Genomic DNA, 18,159 nt, shown 5'->3' on the forward strand with positions numbered 1-18,159 from the left:
TTATATATTGAAGACGGTCAGTTATATTATTTCAGAAAGTCGATCAGTGACGGCTGAATAATATTCGCATTCACTGACAGCGCTGCTCTATGAACCGTCTGCTGAGATAAATAATCAACAATCACATCTTCCATTTCTACATCTTCATTATCTGACAATACTTTTTCAGCAGTTGCAGCTTGTGATTCCAATCTTGTCTGAATAAGTTCCAAACGGTTTGTGCGTGCACCGATATTGGATTTTTCAGCATTCATTTTGTCAGTAAAACCGTCGATATCTGACAGAATCTGTTTTGAATCTGCTTCGGAAAGCGTACCTTTGCTTAAAGAAGCTTCTAAGGAGTTGAGAAATTCAAATACATTATCCCCATTTTGAGCGACGCCCCCGAAAGCTGAATTCGGGTCAGAATTCACTTTCAGCACTGCACCGTTCGAGATGTTGATGTTAACATCCGAAGCACTAGTGTAATTTTCATAGTTGTACGTATATGTACCGTCAGCATTTTCAGTGATCGGCGGGACGTCTGAATTGGTTCCGTTAAACAGGTAACGCCCGTTCACCTGAGTATTCGCGACAGAAACGAGCTGCTTTTTCAGCTGGCCGATTTCTGTACCGATTGCTTTTAATTCCGTTTCACCGTTCGAATCACTTTTGGCCTGAACCATCAAGTCCCGGATTTTCCCCATAATATCGGTTTCTGAGTTTACGCTTGATTCCGAGTTTTCCAGCCATGTAAAACCTTGCGAAACATTCCGCTGATATTGGTTTACCTGCGCAAGCTGAGTACGGTACTGCATTCCCTTCATTGCAACGACCGGGTCATCAGAAGCTTTCGTGATTTTTTTCCCCGTAGACACTTGCTGCTGAAGCCGATCGAGCTTGTCATAACTTGAGCCGATAAATCGAAGAGAATTTTTTGCGATCATCCCTTGAGTTACTCTCATTTACTTATCTCCTATCTTCCTCCGGTGCCCATACCGTTAATAATTTTATCGAATATTTCATCCTGCATCGTTATGATTCGCGCAGCGGCATTATAAGCGTGCTGAAACTGAATCATATTTGTCATTTCTTCATCTAAAGACACGGCGCTGACTGATTGTCTCCTTTGATCGGCTGAAAGAGTGTTGCTTTCAGAGTTGTTCATAAGATTGGCCGCTTTTTGTGAGTTAACGCCCAGCTTGCCGATAAGGGATTCATAAAAGTCGTTAATTGTAGTGGTTTCACCGTTAATAGTCAGCTTGCTGTTCTGCACGGCTGCCAAGTTAGTCGCGTTTGTGCCGTCACTTTTTTCTCCGTTTAACGACGCTGCGATATTGTCAGTAGACGCGAGGATTTTGTCACTGACTTTTATTTTCGCTGCCGCACCTTTTGCCGGCACCGCTTCATCACCGCTGAAATCAAAAAATGCCGCGCCCTGTTCGCCTGTATAGGTCTTTCCTTTTTCGTGAACTGCATTAAACGCGTCAGCAAAGGATAGCGCCATATTGTCAAGAGCCGTCAGCATTTCAGGGTAGAGGCCTTTTTCTTCTCCATTTGACATATAGCCGTATGACTCAATAAGACCTAAAAGTGAGCCTTTTCCGGTAAATGCATCCGCATTGACCGCATTGCTGCCGACTGACACACTCGACACAAGGCCGCTGTCCTTGTCGTAGTTGATTTTCATTTCTGAAACGGTTTTTGTATTACCATCCAGCAGCGTTCCGAGAGAATTGTTATTTCCGTTCAGCAATTCCACGTTAACCGTGCCCTCAGCAGTCGCCAAGGAATGTCCGCCCGACTTATTATATGAAACTTTTATATTTGCCATAGAAGATAATTGATCAATCAATCTGTCTCTTTGGTCATATAAATCATTAGGAAGCATACCGCTCGGCTCAACTGCAGCTATTTGATTATTAAGGTCATTCAGCTGATTGAGAATTGAATTGACCTGGTCCGCTGTGTTATCCAGGTTCTTTTTAATATCACCCTGAATGTTAGTCAACGAGGTAGATATATAGTTAAAACTTTCGGCAAGAGATTTTCCCTGCTCCTGCAAGACTGAGCGCGCTCCCGTATTTTCCGGATTCGTCGCCAGATCCTGAAGGGCATTCCAAAACGAACTGAGCGATCCGTTTAATCCGTTATCGTCAAGCTCTTTCATGACGCCTTCCATTTGCGATAATGAATTGGAACGGGCTGTATAGTAGCCTAATTTTGTATTTTCAGTTCTGTACTGATAGTCTAAAAAACTGTCTCTGACGCGCTCCACTGAACCCGCTTTAACCCCTGTTCCGATTTGGCCGGCCGTCAGATCACTGTTTTTTGATACAGCGGGATAAGGACTCGTCGATTGTAACGTGACTCGCTGCCTTGTATATCCTTCTGTATTTGCATTTGCAACGTTATTTGAAACTGTGCTCAATGCAGTCTGCTGCGCACTCAGTGCACGCCTTGCTGTTTCGAGCCCCATAAAAGTCGATGGCATTGAAAATCCTCCGTTCTAAGCTTTTGAATCGAATAATGTCAAACGGCTGACAGGCTGGCGCGCCGTTTGCGGCTCTTTATAATTCATATTCTCTTTTTCACCCGGCATTATCATATCGAATGCCCCGGAGATGAATTGCAAAGCCTGAATCGTGAGCTGTTTGTTCATCTCGTTCACTTCTTTCAGACGGTCAAGAAGCGCAGACAAAGAGTGAAATAACCCTTCAAGCTCCTGTTTTTCGCTGCCTGAAGTTCTGGAGATGCACGCAGCAATTGTGTTGTCCTCACTGCCGCTTAGAAACTGAGAAGTCAGCTTGATCCGTTCTTCCTCAGTCTGCCCGATTGCCTGAATATACTTTTGCTCTTTAGTCAATATGTTGGAAAGCTCTTTTGTTTTACCTGCTTTCAGCGCTTCCGTTTTCTCCTCAGACAGCGTGAGCAGATGTTCATGCAGTGCGCAAAGTCGCTTCAGTTGATCAATAATTGGCTTTGCTGACATTGGCTTTCTCCTTTTTATTGCTTTTTATAGAAATTCACTATTTTTTCAGCGATGCTGTTTGAATCTATTTTATATGTTCCGCTCTCTATATCCGCTTTCAGCTGAGCGATTTTTTCCTGACGTGTTTTAATGACCGCATCTGACGCATTTTGAAGCTCTTTTGCATGAGAAGAAATTTCCACTTTGTCTTTCGGCTTTGCAGCCTCTTTTTGTACGGCTTGCTTTTCGTAATTTTTTTGGTATGGATTAACGGATTGTGTTCCGTACTGATTGATTTTCATAGGATTCCTCTCGCTTTCTGTTCGCAGTCTAATTCTTTTATCGACTGCGTTATCAGTTAGTTTAGGGAATCAGGTGTTTTTGGTATTATAGGCATAGTATGTGTCATTTGAACTACTTTTCTCTTTGAATTCAGCAGCTGTTTTTTGATTCATATGGTCTAATTGCGACTCAATATCGGTTTGACAGAACTTGCAAAATTTCCCCGTCCTGATCGGATTTCCGCACCTTTCGCAAGGGTATGCCAAATTCGGAAGCTGGCTGATCTGAATCCTTTTTTGTTTGATAAATTTGAGGATCAGCTCTTCTTCAACACCTGTTTCCTCAGTAATCTGCTGCATCGTCGACTGTCTGTTGACCTGCTTTCTCAAAAATTTATAGACGGTTTCAAATGCTTTTTCTTCTTCTTTAATACATGCCTGACATACGGTCTGCAGGTTCGTTTTAAAAAATAAAGCATTGCATTTTGGACAATTCGCCAATTCACCCATCGTATTAACTCCTATTCCTTCTTTTATCTGCCTTATATTTCTATCAATTATATCGGCAGGAAAAAAGAATGATTTAGCTCCTGATTAAAGTAAAAGAGGAGACCGATAACGCTTTGCCTGCAGTCAGCAGAGCTTCGGCAGCTTGATGAAGTGTGGCGCCCGTCGTATAAATATCGTCTATTAAAATGACGTTCATACCTTCTGCGGAGTTTTCGGCAGCTGAAAACTTTTTTTCTCCGGAGAGCCTTTCTGTTTTGCTCTTTTTGGATTGTTTTTCATTGTTCAGTCTGATGAGGGGGGAAATGACGGGCATTCCGAGCAGGGAGGCCAGCAGCTCGGATTGATTGAATCCGCGGTCCGCCAGCCGTTCGGGGCTCAGCGGAATAGGGACGAGGATATGTGTATTTGCCGGATATGCCGCTTTAAAGCCGGCAGTAAAATCACGTTCAAATGCTTGAATGATTTTCGCATCACCCCTGAATTTAAACCGGGCCAATGAATCCTTCATTGCATCATTATACAAATAAACCGAACGGTTCTGCCGCAACAAAAAGCGCTGTTCCGTTTTTGATTCCCGCGCCATGCAGTCAGCGCATTTTTCGTTTGACTGCTGAGGCCTTCCGCATAAACTGCATACGGGGCCTTCAATTTTTTCAAATTGATTGCTGCATGCGCTGCATACCTCTTGCTCCGGCGCCAGAGAAAATAGAGATCTCCAAGTCAGTGATCTTGAAATTGGGGAGTCACACAATAAACAATTCAGAGAAATTACGCTCCTTCCCGAGTCTCACAGAACTCGCTGGGATTAACCGAAACAATCGCCGCTGATTCAGCAAGAATCACAAGCAGCGCCGTATTTTTCTGTTTATCAACCATCTCTGCTTTTGCATAAGCAACTTTCTTTTTATCAGTAACATATGCCGGTTCAGCCCGGTTTAATGAAAGTGCCAGTACATCATTTTTGCATACCCGGCATGTGCATTTCATATGAAGCTGAGGTATATAGCGGTCGAGAAGTTCCTTTAATACGATTTCTTTAGAATTGACAAGCATGTTGACAGCTCCTCATAGGAAAAGTATGAGTATACTGTATCACGTTTTCTGAAATTAACTAGTCCAACAATTTATTTTTTTGTGCCAATTTGTTCATATATTCTATATGTTTTTTTGCTTTCTTCATACCGTTTGTCATTCCGAAATGAAACATGACGACATCACCGCTGAAATGTTTATAATGCCTGCCCGTTCTGCCTGCAATCTGTACGAGTGCGCTCTCAGTGAAGATAGGTGCTTCTGCGCCGAGGACACAAGTCTGGACTTTGGGTACGGTAACGCCTCTTTCTAAAATCGTAGTCGTTACCAGCAAGTCAACCCGTCCTTCTCTGAACCGTTTCACTTTATCCTTTCTGCATGTGTCTTCCGCATGCACGCCTTCTGCACGGATGTTTAATTTTTGAAAATAATCCGTTGTCTTTCTTAATATATGTACAGACGGAACGAATAAGAAAACCGGCAGTCGTGATTGAAGTTTTTGCCGGACCCAATCCGTTACAGAGCGCGGCAGTTTTCCTTTCTCAAGCTTCTTCTTCCAATTGCCGCACCACAAAAAACGCGGCTCCGGGAGCGGTTTCCGATGATATCTGGCCGGTATGCGAACGCTTTTCAGCAAACCGGCCTCAGCCCTCTTTTTTAATGTGTCTGAAGGAGTTGCCGTTACATAAACTAGGGCGCTGTTTTTCTTTCTGGCTTTATCAACCGCGAATCTTAATGTCTCATCGGCTGAAAAAGGAAAAGCATCTACTTCATCTATTATCATTACATCAAAAATATCTCGATAGCGCATCAGCTGGTGAGCGGTTGAGATCATTAGCGGAGTCAAGCTGCCTTTGTCTTCACTGCCGCCGTACAGAGCAGAAACTTCTACTTTCTCAAATGCTTTTTTCAGTCTCGGCAGCAGTTCAAGTACGACATCTGTACGCGGAGTCGCGACACAGACGCGCAAGCCGTGATTCAGCGCAAACTCTATACCCGGAAACAGCATCTCTGTTTTCCCTGATCCGCAAACCGCCCATACCAGCAGCTCTTGTTTCTCTTTTATCGCTTCTATAAGCGCATCCGCCGCCTGCTTCTGTCCATCTGTCAGTGTTCCTTCCCAAGAAAGCTTTATAGGCTCCCAGCTGTTTTCAGCCGCTTGATTCCAAGAGTATAATGACGTCAGTTCATCAGCCCTTCCCATTACGACACAGGAACGGCAATAGGTAATATGTCTTTTGGCAGAGGGCGCCCAAAATACCGCAAAGCAGGATTGGTCAGACTGGCCGCATCGACGGCAGACATAACGGTTTTTCCGGCGGATGACTGACGGCTCGGCCGTTATATATTTTTCTTCTATAAAACGTTTGATGCACTGATCAGAAAACGGAATCTCAGATCTCAATAAATGCCTGCCGTAAAAGAAATCCCGCACCTCCGAAAATTCTGAAACACCTCCGGACATCTCTCAGCCTCCTTTCTGCTTAAAGTATGCCTGCCGGGAAACTTTTTGTCGAATTACGAAAATCAGAAAATAAAAAATCTCCGCCCTTGAAAACGGAGATTTGCACTTAGTTTTTCAAACACCAGCCGATTCCGATGGCGCCTTCGCCCAAATGGGTTCCGATCACGGCTCCGAAATAGCTGTTATAGAATTCGACATGAGGATATTTACCGCTTAATTCTTGAATAATTTCAGCAGCTTCTTCTTCCCTGTTTGCATGAATGACAGCGGCCCGCATCGGGATTCCTTTACCTGCATCCTCGGCAAACAGCTCAAAAATTCTAGAAATCGCTTTTTTGCGTGTCCGAATCTTCTCAAAAGGAACAATTAGCTTATTGTCAAAATGAAGAATAGGCTTTACCTTTAACAGACCGCCGATAAAAGCCTGAGCACTGCTTAGACGCCCGCCCCGCTGCAGATGTGATAAATCGTCCACCATAAAATAAGCACGGACTGTTTTTTTCATTTCTTCCAGCTCTTTTATAATCTCTTCCGGAGAGTCAACTCCGTCTTTAATAAGCTGTGCAGCTTTTAATGCATAAAAACCTTGCGCCAAACAGCTGATCTCTGAATCAAAAGGATAAATTTTAATATGATCAACCATAGCGTTTGCCGAAGCGGCGCTGTTATAAGTCCCGCTGATTCCGCTGGACAAATGTATACTTATGACTGCATCATATGTTTTGCCCAGCTCTTCGTACAATGCGATTAATTCACCGAAAGAAGGCTGGGACGTAGTCGGCAGCTCATCATGATTTTTCACTTCTTTATAAAAGCTTCTCCAGTCGAGTTCTGTTTCTTCGCGGAATGTTTTTTCACCGAAAACCACTTGAAGAGGGATCATATGAATATGATGTTCTTCTCTCATCTCTTTCGGAATATATGCTGTACTGTCTGTTACAACTGCAATATTCATCACTTTACCTGCCTTATTAAGTACTTAATAAGTATTTTAATAGATATGAAGCCATAAAAAAAGACTTGCCATAACAGGCAAGTCTTCTCACACAGACTAACGCATCTCTACCCATCCGTTTTTAATGGCTACGACAACGGCTTGTGTCCGGTCATTAACGTTCATTTTCTGCAAAATATTACTCACGTGGTTTTTCACTGTTTTCTCACTGATAAACAATGATTCACCGATTCCGCGGTTGCTTTTTCCGTCTGCAAGCATTTGCAGCACTTCACATTCCCGTCTCGTTAATATATGTAATGGTCTCCGAATTTCCGGATAAACCTCATGCTGAGGGTGAGCAGAAACTCCGCTTGTCGCAAGACGGCGGAATTCGTTGACAAGATTGTGGGTTACTTTCGGGTGAAGGTAAGAACCGCCCTCGGCTACCACTTTCACTGCCTCGATTAAAGTATCCGCGTCCATCTCTTTCAGGAGATAGCCTCTTGCACCTGTTTTTAAAGCATGAGTCACATAGTTTTCATCATCATGGATGGAGAGGATAATTACCTTAGATTCAGGGTACAGCTCAACAAGCTGCTTAGTAGCCTCTACTCCATTTACATTCGGCATATTGATATCCATTATGACGACATCGGGATGATAATGCTCGACGATACGAGCCGCTTCATCACCATCGTCACCTTCTGCTACCACTTCAAAGGTAGGTTCAAAATCCAATATTCTTTTTACACCCTCACGGAATAGTTGATGGTCGTCGATAATAACAATATTTACTTTAGTCACACGCTACGCCTCCTTATCCTATTGTTCTATATACGCCGCTGTTCGGTCAATATGTCTTTTGGCTCTATTTAACAAATTATAGGCCGAGAGATAACGGAACCTTAATCATGATAAATGTCCCAAGACCTATTTTAGAGTCTATCGTTATCGTTCCTTCAAGCAGATCTACTCTTTCTTTCATTCCCAGCAAGCCGAATGACTTGTTTTTCTTTTGTTTAGCCTCATTGATATCAAAGCCTTTTCCGTTGTCCTTAATGATAAGAACGACAAAATCAGCAGTTACTTCCACTTTTACTGTAATTTCCTCTGATTCTGAATGCTTCAGTGCATTTGTGACGGCTTCCTGAGCGAGACGGAAAAGCGCCACTTCAAATTGCGGGGCAAGCCTTTTGTTCTCCGTGTCTCCGATGCACTGAAAATGTATTTTCACCTTTCCGTTGTATTCTTCAGTTGTATAAAGATATTTTCTCAGTGTCGGAATCAGCCCGAGATCGTCCAATGCCATCGGTCTTAAATCATATATAATCCTTCTGACTTCGTAAAGAGCATTCCGCACATTCTGGCGAAGATTTCTGATTTCCTGAAAGCCGTCCTCCGTGCCGCGGTCGCGGAAGATCCGTTCTATCAATTCCGATCTCATCATGACATTTGCCAGCATTTGAGCCGGGCCGTCATGAATTTCTCTGGAAACTCTTTTTCTTTCTTCCTCTTGGGCTTCGATAATTCTTAAACCGAAATCTTGTTTAGCCTGCGCATCGGCAAGCAGAAGCCCCACTTGGCGAAGGTCTTGATTCAGGTAATTCAGAACGACGGTTATTTGGCTGACCAATGATTCTGACCGTTCAATGATTTCCTGGAGCCCCAAAAGCCGGCGTTCTAAATCATCTCTGCGCTCCCGCAGCTGCTTTTCACGCTGCTGGATCATCGTCAGTTCCACTTGAAGTTTGTGCGCCTTTTCATAGGCGTTGCGAATTTCTTCTTCGCTGAACTTATGGAAATTTCTGCTTACTTCCGACAAGCGGTTTCTTGCGTGCCGGGTATGTACTTCGAGTTTGTCGCCCAGCTCAATGACTTCGTACACCTGCTGTTTGATCTGTTTGAGTTCTTCGACCAGCTGCTCATATTGCTGGCGCGACTGCTCTCCGATTTGAAAAACCTCGTCCTTACTCCCGTCCACGGTTTTCAGCATTTTCATAAGTATAGAATCCAAAACTTTGGAGTCCATCTTCGTTTTATTCATCAGTCTCCCTCCGTAACGGTGTTGTTATGTATTTTTATTATAAATGTAATTGAACTGCAATTTGTGTCGAATTATAATGAAAGAATGCGTATATTCTAGAAAAAAACATTTTTATATAGTATCTTACTCTTTCATAATACCAAAATATGCGCAAAAATTCTAAAGTCTGTTCGAATTTGTAGAAACAAGTCTTTTAATGCTTGTCAGGAGGGTCCAGCAATCATGCTGCACAGCTATTTAACTGTTAAAGAAACAGGTGAACATGAGATTGTGATCGAAAAATCACGTTTTATCTGCCACCTGAGCCGTGCCGCTTCTGAATCGGAAGCGCAGGAATTTATACAAAAGATCAAAAAACAGCACTGGAATGCGACTCATAACTGCTCAGCTTATCTGATCGGAGAAACGGATCATATACAAAAGGCGAATGATGACGGAGAACCAAGCGGCACAGCCGGCGTACCCATGCTGGAAGTGCTGAAAAAACGCGGCCTGAAAGATACCTGCGCGGTGGTTACCCGGTATTTCGGCGGAATAAAGCTCGGAGCAGGCGGATTGATTCGCGCATACGGGAAGTCAGTGTCTGAGGGGTTAAATCATATAGGAGTTACGGAACGGAAGCTGATGCGGATTATGCATACATCGGCGGATTATACGTGGCTCGGCAAAATAGAGAATGAACTGAGAGAATCAGTTTTTTTACTGAAGGAGATCCATTATGCGGATCATGTGGAATTTGAAACATACGTTGAAGAAAAAGAAAAAGAAGCGTTTATAAAATGGATGACAGAGCTGACGAACGGCAAAAGTATTAATACAGAGGGAGAACTGACGTATTTAGAAACAGACGTCAGCCCTAAAGGAGACTAATGTAATGGCTGAACGTGTAAGAGTACGTGTTCGTAAGAAAAAGAAAAACAAACGAAAGATTATTTTCAAACGGATTTTGCTGCTGCTTACCCTCGTTTTGTTAGTTGCTGCCGGGTTTGGCGGGTACAAAGTATACAAAACGATCAATGCGGCAGATAATGCATATGATGCCCTTTCCCGCGGAGATAAATCAAAACTGCGGGATGAAGTCATCGATATGAAGAAAAAACCGTTCTCCATTTTGTTTATGGGGATCGAAAATTATGCCACAAGCGGAAAAGGCGGACGATCAGACTCTCTTATTGTTGTTACCCTTGATCCGAGAAATAAAACAATGAAAATGCTGAGTATTCCGCGTGATACGCGGGTGACGCTTGCCGGCGATACAACCGGTAAAAAGTCAAAAATCAATGCGGCTTTTGCTAAAGGCGGAGCGGATGAAACCGTCTCGACTGTAGAAGACTTATTAGGCATACCGATTGATAAGTATGTCACTGTCGATTTTAACGGCTTTAAGGATGTTATTGATGAAGTCGGCGGAGTCAATGTAAAGGTGCCATTTGATTTCGACGAGATGAGTGACGTCAGTAAAAAGAAACGGATCTACTTCAAGAAAGGAAACATGCATTTGAACGGTGAACAGGCTCTGGCTTACGCGCGGATGAGAAAGCAGGATAAGCGCGGAGACTTCGGCCGGAATGACCGCCAAAAGCAGATCCTAAACGCACTGATCGACCAAATGTCTAAGGCTGGAAATATTGCTAAAATCGATAAAATCGCTGAAACAGCGAGCAATAACGTACAAACGAATATCCGCATCACTGAAGGACTCGCCCTTCAGCAGATTTACAGCGGCTTTACCAGCAAAAAGGTTGATACACTGACCATAACAGGAACAGATTTATATTTAGGCGGAGGCGGAACCGCGTCTACGGGCGGAACGTATTATTTCCAACCGGATCCGGCCAATCTCGAAAAAGTACGGCAAACCTTGCAGAAGCATTTGGATTATCCGGCCGGAAGCAGCACTGCGGCCGATCCTGCTTCTGACAGCACCGGAACGGACGGTACGACTGATTCAACTTCCGGCGGCACAGGGACCGGCGGCACGACCGATTCAACCAACGGTACTGCGGGTGCAAACGAAACCGGCAGCACACAGTCCGGCGGCACAACAGGCTATTAACAGTAAACCCGATCCTTTGAGCAGGATCGGGTTTTTCTATATAATTAAGAGAGTAGCAGAATCAAAGAAAAAAGCAGACCATTTGCATGATCTGCTCTTTTTAATTCTTCTTTACCAATCTCTTGTAAAACTTGGTAAATGGTTTAAATTGTTCATTTACTAACCCTGTGACCTCTGCTATGATTTGCATAAATACAATCAATACAAAAATAATAAACAGCGAAAGCCATATGGTCGCGCTTTTCAGCAGGATGGCACTGATGCTGAAAATAAAGCCGATTAAATAAATGATGATGACAGCCGTTCGGTGTGACAGCCCGAAGGCCATCAGCCGGTGGTGTATATGTGACTTATCAGGCGCTGAAATCGGCTGTTTGTTTAGTATCCGTCTGATGACAGCGAACGTCGTATCAAAAATCGGCACGCCCAAAATAATGATCGGAATGATGATACTGAATAAAGTCACGCTTTTATAAAGACCTAATAATGAGAGTACTGAAATGACGTATCCGAGAAAGAGCGATCCGGTATCTCCCATAAATATTTTTGCCGGGTGAAAATTATAAAATAAAAATCCGAGTGTGCTTCCTATCACAACGAGAGAAAGTGACAGGATAAGGATTTTGCCTCCGGATAACGCCATTACTGCGATGGTGGACAGTCCGATGACCGACAGACCGGCAGCGAGTCCGTCCAAACCGTCAATCAGGTTCATCGCGTTCGTGATACCGACGATCCATAACACAGTCAGCGGGTAAGCGATCCATCCCAATTCTAAACGTTCCGTTAAAAACGGCACGGAGAAAAAGTCCATTTTCAGTCCCGTGCTCACAATCATAATGGCTACGGCTAACTGGACGAAAAACTTTACCTTTGCGCTTAATTGGTATTTATCATCAAGAATTCCTAAAATAACAATAATAAACGCGCCCACCGTGATGGCGGTCATCTTCGTTTCATTATATATGCCGGCCGCGAGCACACCCGCCGCTACGCCGATAAAAATGGCCAATCCGCCCATACGGGGCATTATTTTATCATGTACTTTTCGGTTGCTGGGCTGGTCAACTGCACCTATTTTGATCGCAATTTTTTTTACGATAGGAGTTAGGATTAAAACCGTTAGCAGAGAGACAAAAAACGCAACAACTATGCGAAACATGCGTTCGTCAAGCATAAAGAAGTCTCCTTTGGAATTATATGAAGTCTTTTCTGATATTGAACCGTTCCTTCCATTATAATTCTTACTAGTTATTATAACAAGCATCATCAAAAAGAAACACGCAAATCAAAAAATGCGCTTTCCCTTTTAATGGGACTGCGCATTTTTCATGATACCCGTGCATTCGAGCATATGGCCGAATAAAACATTCCAATCCCGTCTCCGGGCCAATTCGCGGCGCAACGCCTCGTATGATCCGCCGCGATCCGCTGCCAAGAGCGATTCGCAGGCTGCGATGAAATCTGCGGGGCTGCTGCCTTCAACGTATTCATAAACATAAGGCCTTTTGATTTTGGCCGTAGAAGCAAGGTTGCAGCCGACAACCGGTTTGCCGGCAGCTAAAAATTCAAAAAGCTTGAGCGGAAATACCGCGTCATTATAAGGTGAATTTTTATAAGGCATAATGCCGATGTCGACGAGCTGCATATAGGATGGCACCTCATTCGGCGCGGCAGGTCCCGTCCAGATGACATTCGGGCGCTTCAGAAGCGACTTGAAATCCTGCTCATCCTCAGCCGTGTTCGGACCGACCAATAAAATCGTCCAATCTGGCCGTAAATCTGCCGTTTCCGCCAAAAGCGCGAAATCGAGCTTCGGTTTGATGCCGCCGATAAAACCGAGAACCGGCCCATTTCTTCCCTGTAAAATGTCTTCATCCGGGTGTTTATTTTCCTGTGAAAACAGGTCATATTCCACTCCGTTTTCAATGGTGAAAACCTTCTGGCACGGGTTCTCCAGCTTTTTTCCGACCTCCTGATGAAGACAGTCAGATGTGCACGTAATGGAATCGGCACGCTGAATGATTCTCATTTCCGCCTGTTTAATGATATTTCTTCTGATATTTGACAGCACCCCGGCCCGTCCGCTGATCGGAGCGGCCCACAGATCACTGCAATCGTAAATCACTTCATCCCAAGGAAACAGTTCTGACAGAAGCGGAAAACCAGGGAAGGTGTACCATAAGCAGCATCGGGCCCCTTCTCCTTCTTCCTTCAGCACGTTCAGCAATGGTGAAAGCTTATTCCTGTAGCAAAAATCTGTATACCTGCCGAAGCGGAATGCTTTCTGCTGCAGGAGATCCTTTACCGCGAACTGCCGGATTCCCTCGGCAATACCGGTCATTTGCCCGTCATTTGCGCGCGGGGACGGACATACCCAAATGACACTTTTCGTTTCTTTTTGCCTGGCGAGAAATTCAGCCAGCCGGTGCCGTCTGTATCTCAGCCGGTCATGACCCCATTCCGCCGCTCCGACGATTACGTGAATAATCGGTTCCACCTTCATCACCCAGCTCCTCTAACGCCTACAGTCTTTTCATGACCGCGTTTTTCGCATATTGCATAAAACACCACGAAGCCTTGATAAAGTGCAGGCGCTCAATTTCTCTATAAACAAACCATGTTTTTTTGGCGGCTTTCCACTTGTTGCTTGAAATTGAATTCTGCACAAGCCTGTATTCTGAAAGGCACTCATTCAGGCCGTAAGCTGTAAATCCCCTTTTCAGAAGGGACAGCCATGTCGCCAAATCCTGCCGCGTTCTGATATCAGGCATTTGAATCTGCCCCGTCTGTTCTCTGTCAATCATGACCGTTAAGCATCCGATAATCGTGTTTTTTAAAGCTTCATCATAGGACAGGCTTTCAGGCGCTTGAATCGTTTTGTCCGTCGGCGTTCCGTCCTGCTCCATGACGCTGTAGCCCGTAAATGAAAAAGCACAGGACCTCTCTGACATAAACGCCAGCTGTTTTTGAAGCTTTTCCTTTTTCCATCTGTCATCGCTGTCCAAAAATGCGACATAACGCCCCTTGGCATGCTCAAGGGCTGTATTTCTGGCAGCCGCGGCTCCCCGGTTTTTGTCTAAATAAACGACGCGGATCCGCTCATCCTTTTGTTCATATTGCCGTAAAATATCTCTCGTTCCGTCCGTTGAACAATCATCCGCGATAATCATTTCCCAATGCGGGTGGCTTTGATCTAAAACGGATTGAATCGTGTCTTCGATATATTCACTTGCATTATAAGACGGTGTAATGACAGATACGAAAGGTTTCCAGTTTGTCATGGTCACATCTCCATCGCAGATTTTTAAAAGGACTCTCTAAAAAACTCAGGAATGACAATGAACATAAATGCAACTGCAATGCCGATCAAAACGCCCAGAACCGCTTTCTTTTTCGGCGGCATGCCCTGTCCCGCCGTTTCACTCACCGGCTCTGAATTGATGACGCCGGCAGCTTTCAGGTTCAGCTGTGTGTTTTTCAATTCGTATAAAAATCTTTCCTTATCCACTTTGGCATCCGCGCTGACGGTTTCTCCCTGAAGCGCGTCAATACTCTGCCGAACCACTTTTGCCCGTTTTTCAAACAGCTCCTGATCATTCTTCAGAAAAGTCTTTATGACAGCCTGAAACACCGATTCGGCCTCCTGTTTATCTTGGTCGCTGTAACTGACCGTGATCAATGAATCTGACTGTGTTTCGACAGTCAGTTTACTTTTTACGGCTGTTCTTTCTTCATCTGTTTTTTCAGGCAGAGCCTGCTTTAAAAAAGTATCGCTCGTCAAAAGGAGCGGAATTTCTTTTGTATTGTTATAAAGCGGATGATCATAATTTCCTGCGGCGATCGCGGCTACCGATGTGAAACTGCTGGTTCCGGTGATTTTTGACGGCAATAGATAACCGGCCGCCCCTAGGACAACGGGCAGCGCAATGATCCAAATGATATTCTTTTTGATACGCCGGGTTAATCTTGTCAACATATCCTTCATCTCGCATCTCCCTGTTTTTCATAGTACGCCGTAACGGCAGGCTCCTTTTGTAAACGCCTCAGAATATTGACCGCCGCAATCACGAGTGAGAGAAATACCCAGTGAAAAAATAAATTCGATACGGAGCTTGGGCTGATGCTGCTTACCAAAAAACCGGCCATTGCCGTGATAAGTCCTTCTGTGATCAGTCTTGACTGATTTTCCGTTTTTCTTTCATGCCATTTATAAAGTGTCCAAAAAAGGAACAAGTAGACTGTCAGATAGCCAAGCATCGTGAGCACGCCGAAGTTCGCCATAATCTCGATGAGCCAGTTGTGCACTTCAGCTACGCCGCCCGTATCATACACGGGTTCAGCTTTTAAATAGTACGAGACGTTTCCGGCACCCACTCCGAATCCCCAGGAATCAATCACGTAGTGAAAGGCGTTCTTTAAAAGATTCGCCCGCGCGAGGTTCGATGGAAGCGGGTGCTGTCCCGGCATCGCCTGCGGAGCTGAAAAGAGATTCAAGACGGCATTGGTGATACGGCCCGCAAATAAAACCGCAAAGAGCGCAGCACCCGCCCCCGCAGCGTACAGCGCGAGTTTTTTCAGCAGGGAAGGCAGCAGGATGAAGACGTATACAGCTGCCCCCGCACATATGCCCAGCAGGCTCGCGCGCGAACCGGTCAAAATGATTAAATACAAAGCGCAGATCGCAAAGAGCAGGCTGACGGCCTTCACATAGCCGTTTTTCATATTTTTCACCGCCGCCGCGTACAGAAAGAAACTGATGCATAAAAACGTCGCGAAATCATTTTGATTAAAGAAAACAGACGTCGGATAATGCTGTTTGTACTGCGGTCCGTTATAAAGCGTGGAGCTCGGCAGATGGTGGTGTGTAAAATGATTGTAAAAGCCGATCGCCATCACAAAAATGGTCATCACTAGCCATATGCCGTAAAAAACCATCAGCTGATCAAGGCGCTGAATAAACATGACGATGAGATAAATCAAAAACATGCCCATCGCCATTAAAGCCAAATATTTAATCCCGTACGTCACGGATTTTGCCCACAATAGCGATATGAGACCGTATGTAAACCATAAAGCGAAAAACATCAGAACCCCTTTTACATTCACCCGATTCCATCTGTCAATATGATGCCGGTTTGTCAGGATGCCGGCGATGTGAAGGGCGCCCGCCCCGATTAATAACAGCCGGTATATAAATAAGCTGAAAAACCCGAGATGGATCGCAAAGAAGGCCTGATTCAGAAATGTACACGCGATCAGTATATAAATGAGCCCCATAAACATCCGGCCGTTTGTTGTAAAGGCGGATATCAAAGCAAGTCCGGCAATACCGATCATGGCTGCAAGCAGCAGCACGGTGATTTTTCCAAAGCCGGCATCCGCTCTGACCGCCTCCAGCATGATGAATACTCCTGTAATGACAGCGGCAAGCAGCACTAGAACATGTGCCGCTGAACGTTTGATACTCACATGGCAAACCCCTTTCCAAAACCGGCAGCCGAGCCGGGCTGCCGAGAGCCTCAAAACAAATCTTTTTCTATCTTGCCAATTCTTTTATTTGCCGGTCGGCATGAACCGCGGGACGTCCGACGGAATGATAAGTGAATCCTGAAACCCTCATATATTCCAGCGGGAATATATTTCTGCCGTCAATGATGACCGGCCGTTTGAGCAGCTGCTTCGCCCTCTGAAGATCCATCTCCTTGACTTCCGGCCAATCAGTTGTAATCAGACATGCATCCGCGTTTTCGATGGCACTGTACAGCTCTGTGTGATATTCAATGCCGCCGTCTCCTAATACAGCAGACGCTTCGGGAATCGCGATCGGATCATACGCTTTCACGTAAGCGCCCTGCTCTTTAAGACTTGTGATGATATCAAGAGCCGGGGCGGAGCGGACGTCATTTGTGTGCGGTTTAAAAGCCAGCCCCAGTACGGCCACGGTTTTCCCCTTTACCGGACCGATGGCGCGGTTCAATTTTTCCGAAATACGGATCCGCTGCTTCTGATTGGTTTCAATGACGGCTTCCATCATTTGAAACGGATAGCCGGCGGCGTTTGCGATATGCAATAAAGCGGTTGTATCTTTCGGAAAGCAGGAACCGCCGAACCCGATACCCGCCTGCAGAAATTTATTCCCGATGCGGCTGTCTAGGCCGACGCCTTCTGACACGTGAGAAATGTCCGCCCCGACACGTTCGCAAATATTGGCGATATCGTTAATAAAGGATATTTTTGCGGCTAAAAAAGCATTTGCGGCATACTTAATCATTTCCGCGCTTTCAAGATTGGTCTTTACGATTTTTGTACGGAACGGCTTATGAAGCTCTTCAATAACCGAAGCGGCATGTTCGCTTGTGGCGCCGATGACCGCCCGCTCCATCTGCATCGTATCCCGCACTGCCGAGCCTTCGCGGAGGAATTCAGGATTTGACGCGACATCAAACGGATGGTTTCCTTTCGACGCTTCGCTGACGATTTGGTAAACGAGTTTTCCCGTCCCGACCGGAACGGTGCTTTTGTTGACAATAATTTTGTATCCGTTCAGCTGTTCTCCGATTGTTTGCGCCGCTGCCTTAATATAGGTCAGATCGGCTTCACCCGTCTTTGACATCGGTGTCCCGACGGCGATATAGATGATATCAGCGGCTTTTACAGCCGGCTCAATTTCGGCTGTAAAGGATAAACGCCCGGCACTGACATTTTTTTCGGCTAATTCCTCAAGCCCCGGTTCATATATCGGGATGACTCCGTTTTGCAAGCTTCTGATTTTCGCTTCATTAATGTCGCAGCAAGTCACATGATTGCCGATTTCCGCAAAACAAGTTCCAGATACAAGACCTACATACCCTGTTCCTAATACAGCGATTTTTTTCACAGCT

19 protein-coding genes are annotated in these 18,159 nt (G+C 45.0%); 2 read left to right on the forward strand and 17 right to left on the reverse strand.

Annotated features, from left to right (window positions below; genetic code table 11):
- Positions 1-26: 26 nt before the first annotated feature.
- From flgL to degS, 11 genes are all read right to left on the reverse strand, one after another.
- Positions 27-944 carry a flagellar hook-associated protein FlgL gene (flgL, locus tag QRX25_RS17145; RefSeq protein ID WP_115996789.1) on the reverse strand — a complete coding sequence of 306 codons (918 nt, stop codon included), beginning with the start codon at positions 942-944 and terminating at the stop codon, positions 27-29.
- 11 nt (positions 945-955) lie between these two features.
- Complete coding sequence (gene flgK / locus QRX25_RS17150) at positions 956-2,473, reverse strand: flagellar hook-associated protein FlgK (protein ID WP_065982450.1); 1,518 nt, start codon at positions 2,471-2,473, stop codon at positions 956-958.
- Between the two features lie 15 nt (positions 2,474-2,488).
- Positions 2,489-2,971 (reverse strand): flagellar protein FlgN, encoded by a 483-nt coding sequence (locus tag QRX25_RS17155; RefSeq protein ID WP_013353780.1) that lies wholly within the window; start codon positions 2,969-2,971, stop codon positions 2,489-2,491.
- 14 nt (positions 2,972-2,985) lie between these two features.
- Positions 2,986-3,252 carry a flagellar biosynthesis anti-sigma factor FlgM gene (flgM, locus tag QRX25_RS17160; RefSeq protein WP_212099484.1) on the reverse strand — a complete coding sequence of 89 codons (267 nt, stop codon included), beginning with the start codon at positions 3,250-3,252 and terminating at the stop codon, positions 2,986-2,988.
- A gap of 69 nt (positions 3,253-3,321) precedes the next feature.
- Positions 3,322-3,741, reverse strand: a complete 420-nt coding sequence (locus QRX25_RS17165; protein ID WP_212099487.1) for a TIGR03826 family flagellar region protein — start codon at positions 3,739-3,741, stop codon at positions 3,322-3,324.
- A 73-nt stretch (positions 3,742-3,814) separates the two neighbouring features.
- Positions 3,815-4,504 (reverse strand): double zinc ribbon domain-containing protein, encoded by a 690-nt coding sequence (locus tag QRX25_RS17170; RefSeq protein ID WP_196769352.1) that lies wholly within the window; start codon positions 4,502-4,504, stop codon positions 3,815-3,817.
- A gap of 5 nt (positions 4,505-4,509) precedes the next feature.
- Entirely contained in the window at positions 4,510-4,794 is a 285-nt protein-coding gene (comFB, locus tag QRX25_RS17175; protein ID WP_013353784.1) for a late competence protein ComFB, read from the reverse strand.
- Between the two features lie 58 nt (positions 4,795-4,852).
- Positions 4,853-6,238 (reverse strand): ATP-dependent helicase ComFA, encoded by a 1,386-nt coding sequence (locus QRX25_RS17180; protein ID WP_212099490.1) that lies wholly within the window; start codon positions 6,236-6,238, stop codon positions 4,853-4,855.
- A gap of 106 nt (positions 6,239-6,344) precedes the next feature.
- The gene (locus QRX25_RS17185) at positions 6,345-7,193 is read right to left on the reverse strand and encodes a DegV family protein (protein WP_212099493.1); all 849 of its coding nucleotides are present in this window, start codon (positions 7,191-7,193) and stop codon (positions 6,345-6,347) included.
- A gap of 96 nt (positions 7,194-7,289) precedes the next feature.
- Entirely contained in the window at positions 7,290-7,979 is a 690-nt protein-coding gene (gene degU, locus QRX25_RS17190) for a two-component system response regulator DegU (protein WP_003219701.1), read from the reverse strand.
- A gap of 76 nt (positions 7,980-8,055) precedes the next feature.
- The gene (gene degS, locus QRX25_RS17195) at positions 8,056-9,219 is read right to left on the reverse strand and encodes a two-component sensor histidine kinase DegS (RefSeq protein ID WP_065982454.1); all 1,164 of its coding nucleotides are present in this window, start codon (positions 9,217-9,219) and stop codon (positions 8,056-8,058) included.
- A 222-nt stretch (positions 9,220-9,441) separates the two neighbouring features.
- On the opposite strand from degS, the gene QRX25_RS17200 reads away from it, so the two are divergent.
- Together QRX25_RS17200 and QRX25_RS17205 are read left to right on the forward strand one after the other, a co-directional pair.
- Complete coding sequence (locus QRX25_RS17200; RefSeq protein ID WP_212099496.1) at positions 9,442-10,089, forward strand: YigZ family protein; 648 nt, start codon at positions 9,442-9,444, stop codon at positions 10,087-10,089.
- A 4-nt stretch (positions 10,090-10,093) separates the two neighbouring features.
- On the forward strand, positions 10,094-11,275 hold the full coding sequence (locus tag QRX25_RS17205) for an LCP family protein (protein ID WP_065982456.1): 1,182 nt from the start codon (positions 10,094-10,096) through the stop codon (positions 11,273-11,275).
- Between the two features lie 100 nt (positions 11,276-11,375).
- Here QRX25_RS17205 and QRX25_RS17210 read toward each other — a convergent pair whose 3' ends face one another.
- The 6 genes from QRX25_RS17210 to tuaD form a co-directional block, all read right to left on the reverse strand.
- Positions 11,376-12,452, reverse strand: coding sequence for a glycosyltransferase family 4 protein (locus QRX25_RS17210; protein ID WP_060964142.1), 1,077 nt, complete (start codon positions 12,450-12,452; stop codon positions 11,376-11,378).
- A gap of 132 nt (positions 12,453-12,584) precedes the next feature.
- Complete coding sequence (gene tuaH, locus QRX25_RS17215) at positions 12,585-13,781, reverse strand: teichuronic acid biosynthesis protein TuaH (RefSeq protein WP_212099500.1); 1,197 nt, start codon at positions 13,779-13,781, stop codon at positions 12,585-12,587.
- Between the two features lie 19 nt (positions 13,782-13,800).
- Complete coding sequence (tuaG, locus tag QRX25_RS17220) at positions 13,801-14,559, reverse strand: teichuronic acid biosynthesis protein TuaG (RefSeq protein ID WP_065982458.1); 759 nt, start codon at positions 14,557-14,559, stop codon at positions 13,801-13,803.
- A gap of 23 nt (positions 14,560-14,582) precedes the next feature.
- Complete coding sequence (gene tuaF, locus QRX25_RS17225; RefSeq protein ID WP_045512391.1) at positions 14,583-15,263, reverse strand: teichuronic acid biosynthesis protein TuaF; 681 nt, start codon at positions 15,261-15,263, stop codon at positions 14,583-14,585.
- Positions 15,260-16,747, reverse strand: coding sequence for a teichuronic acid biosynthesis protein TuaE (gene tuaE, locus QRX25_RS17230; RefSeq protein WP_212099503.1), 1,488 nt, complete (start codon positions 16,745-16,747; stop codon positions 15,260-15,262). Before tuaE ends, tuaF begins: the two co-directional genes overlap by 4 nt.
- Positions 16,748-16,814: 67 nt before the next feature.
- Positions 16,815-18,155 carry a UDP-glucose 6-dehydrogenase TuaD gene (gene tuaD / locus QRX25_RS17235; RefSeq protein WP_212099506.1) on the reverse strand — a complete coding sequence of 447 codons (1,341 nt, stop codon included), beginning with the start codon at positions 18,153-18,155 and terminating at the stop codon, positions 16,815-16,817.
- Positions 18,156-18,159: the final 4 nt, after the last annotated feature.

Source organism: Bacillus sp. L381 (assembly GCF_030284525.1).
Lineage (GTDB): Bacteria > Bacillota > Bacilli > Bacillales > Bacillaceae > Bacillus > Bacillus amyloliquefaciens.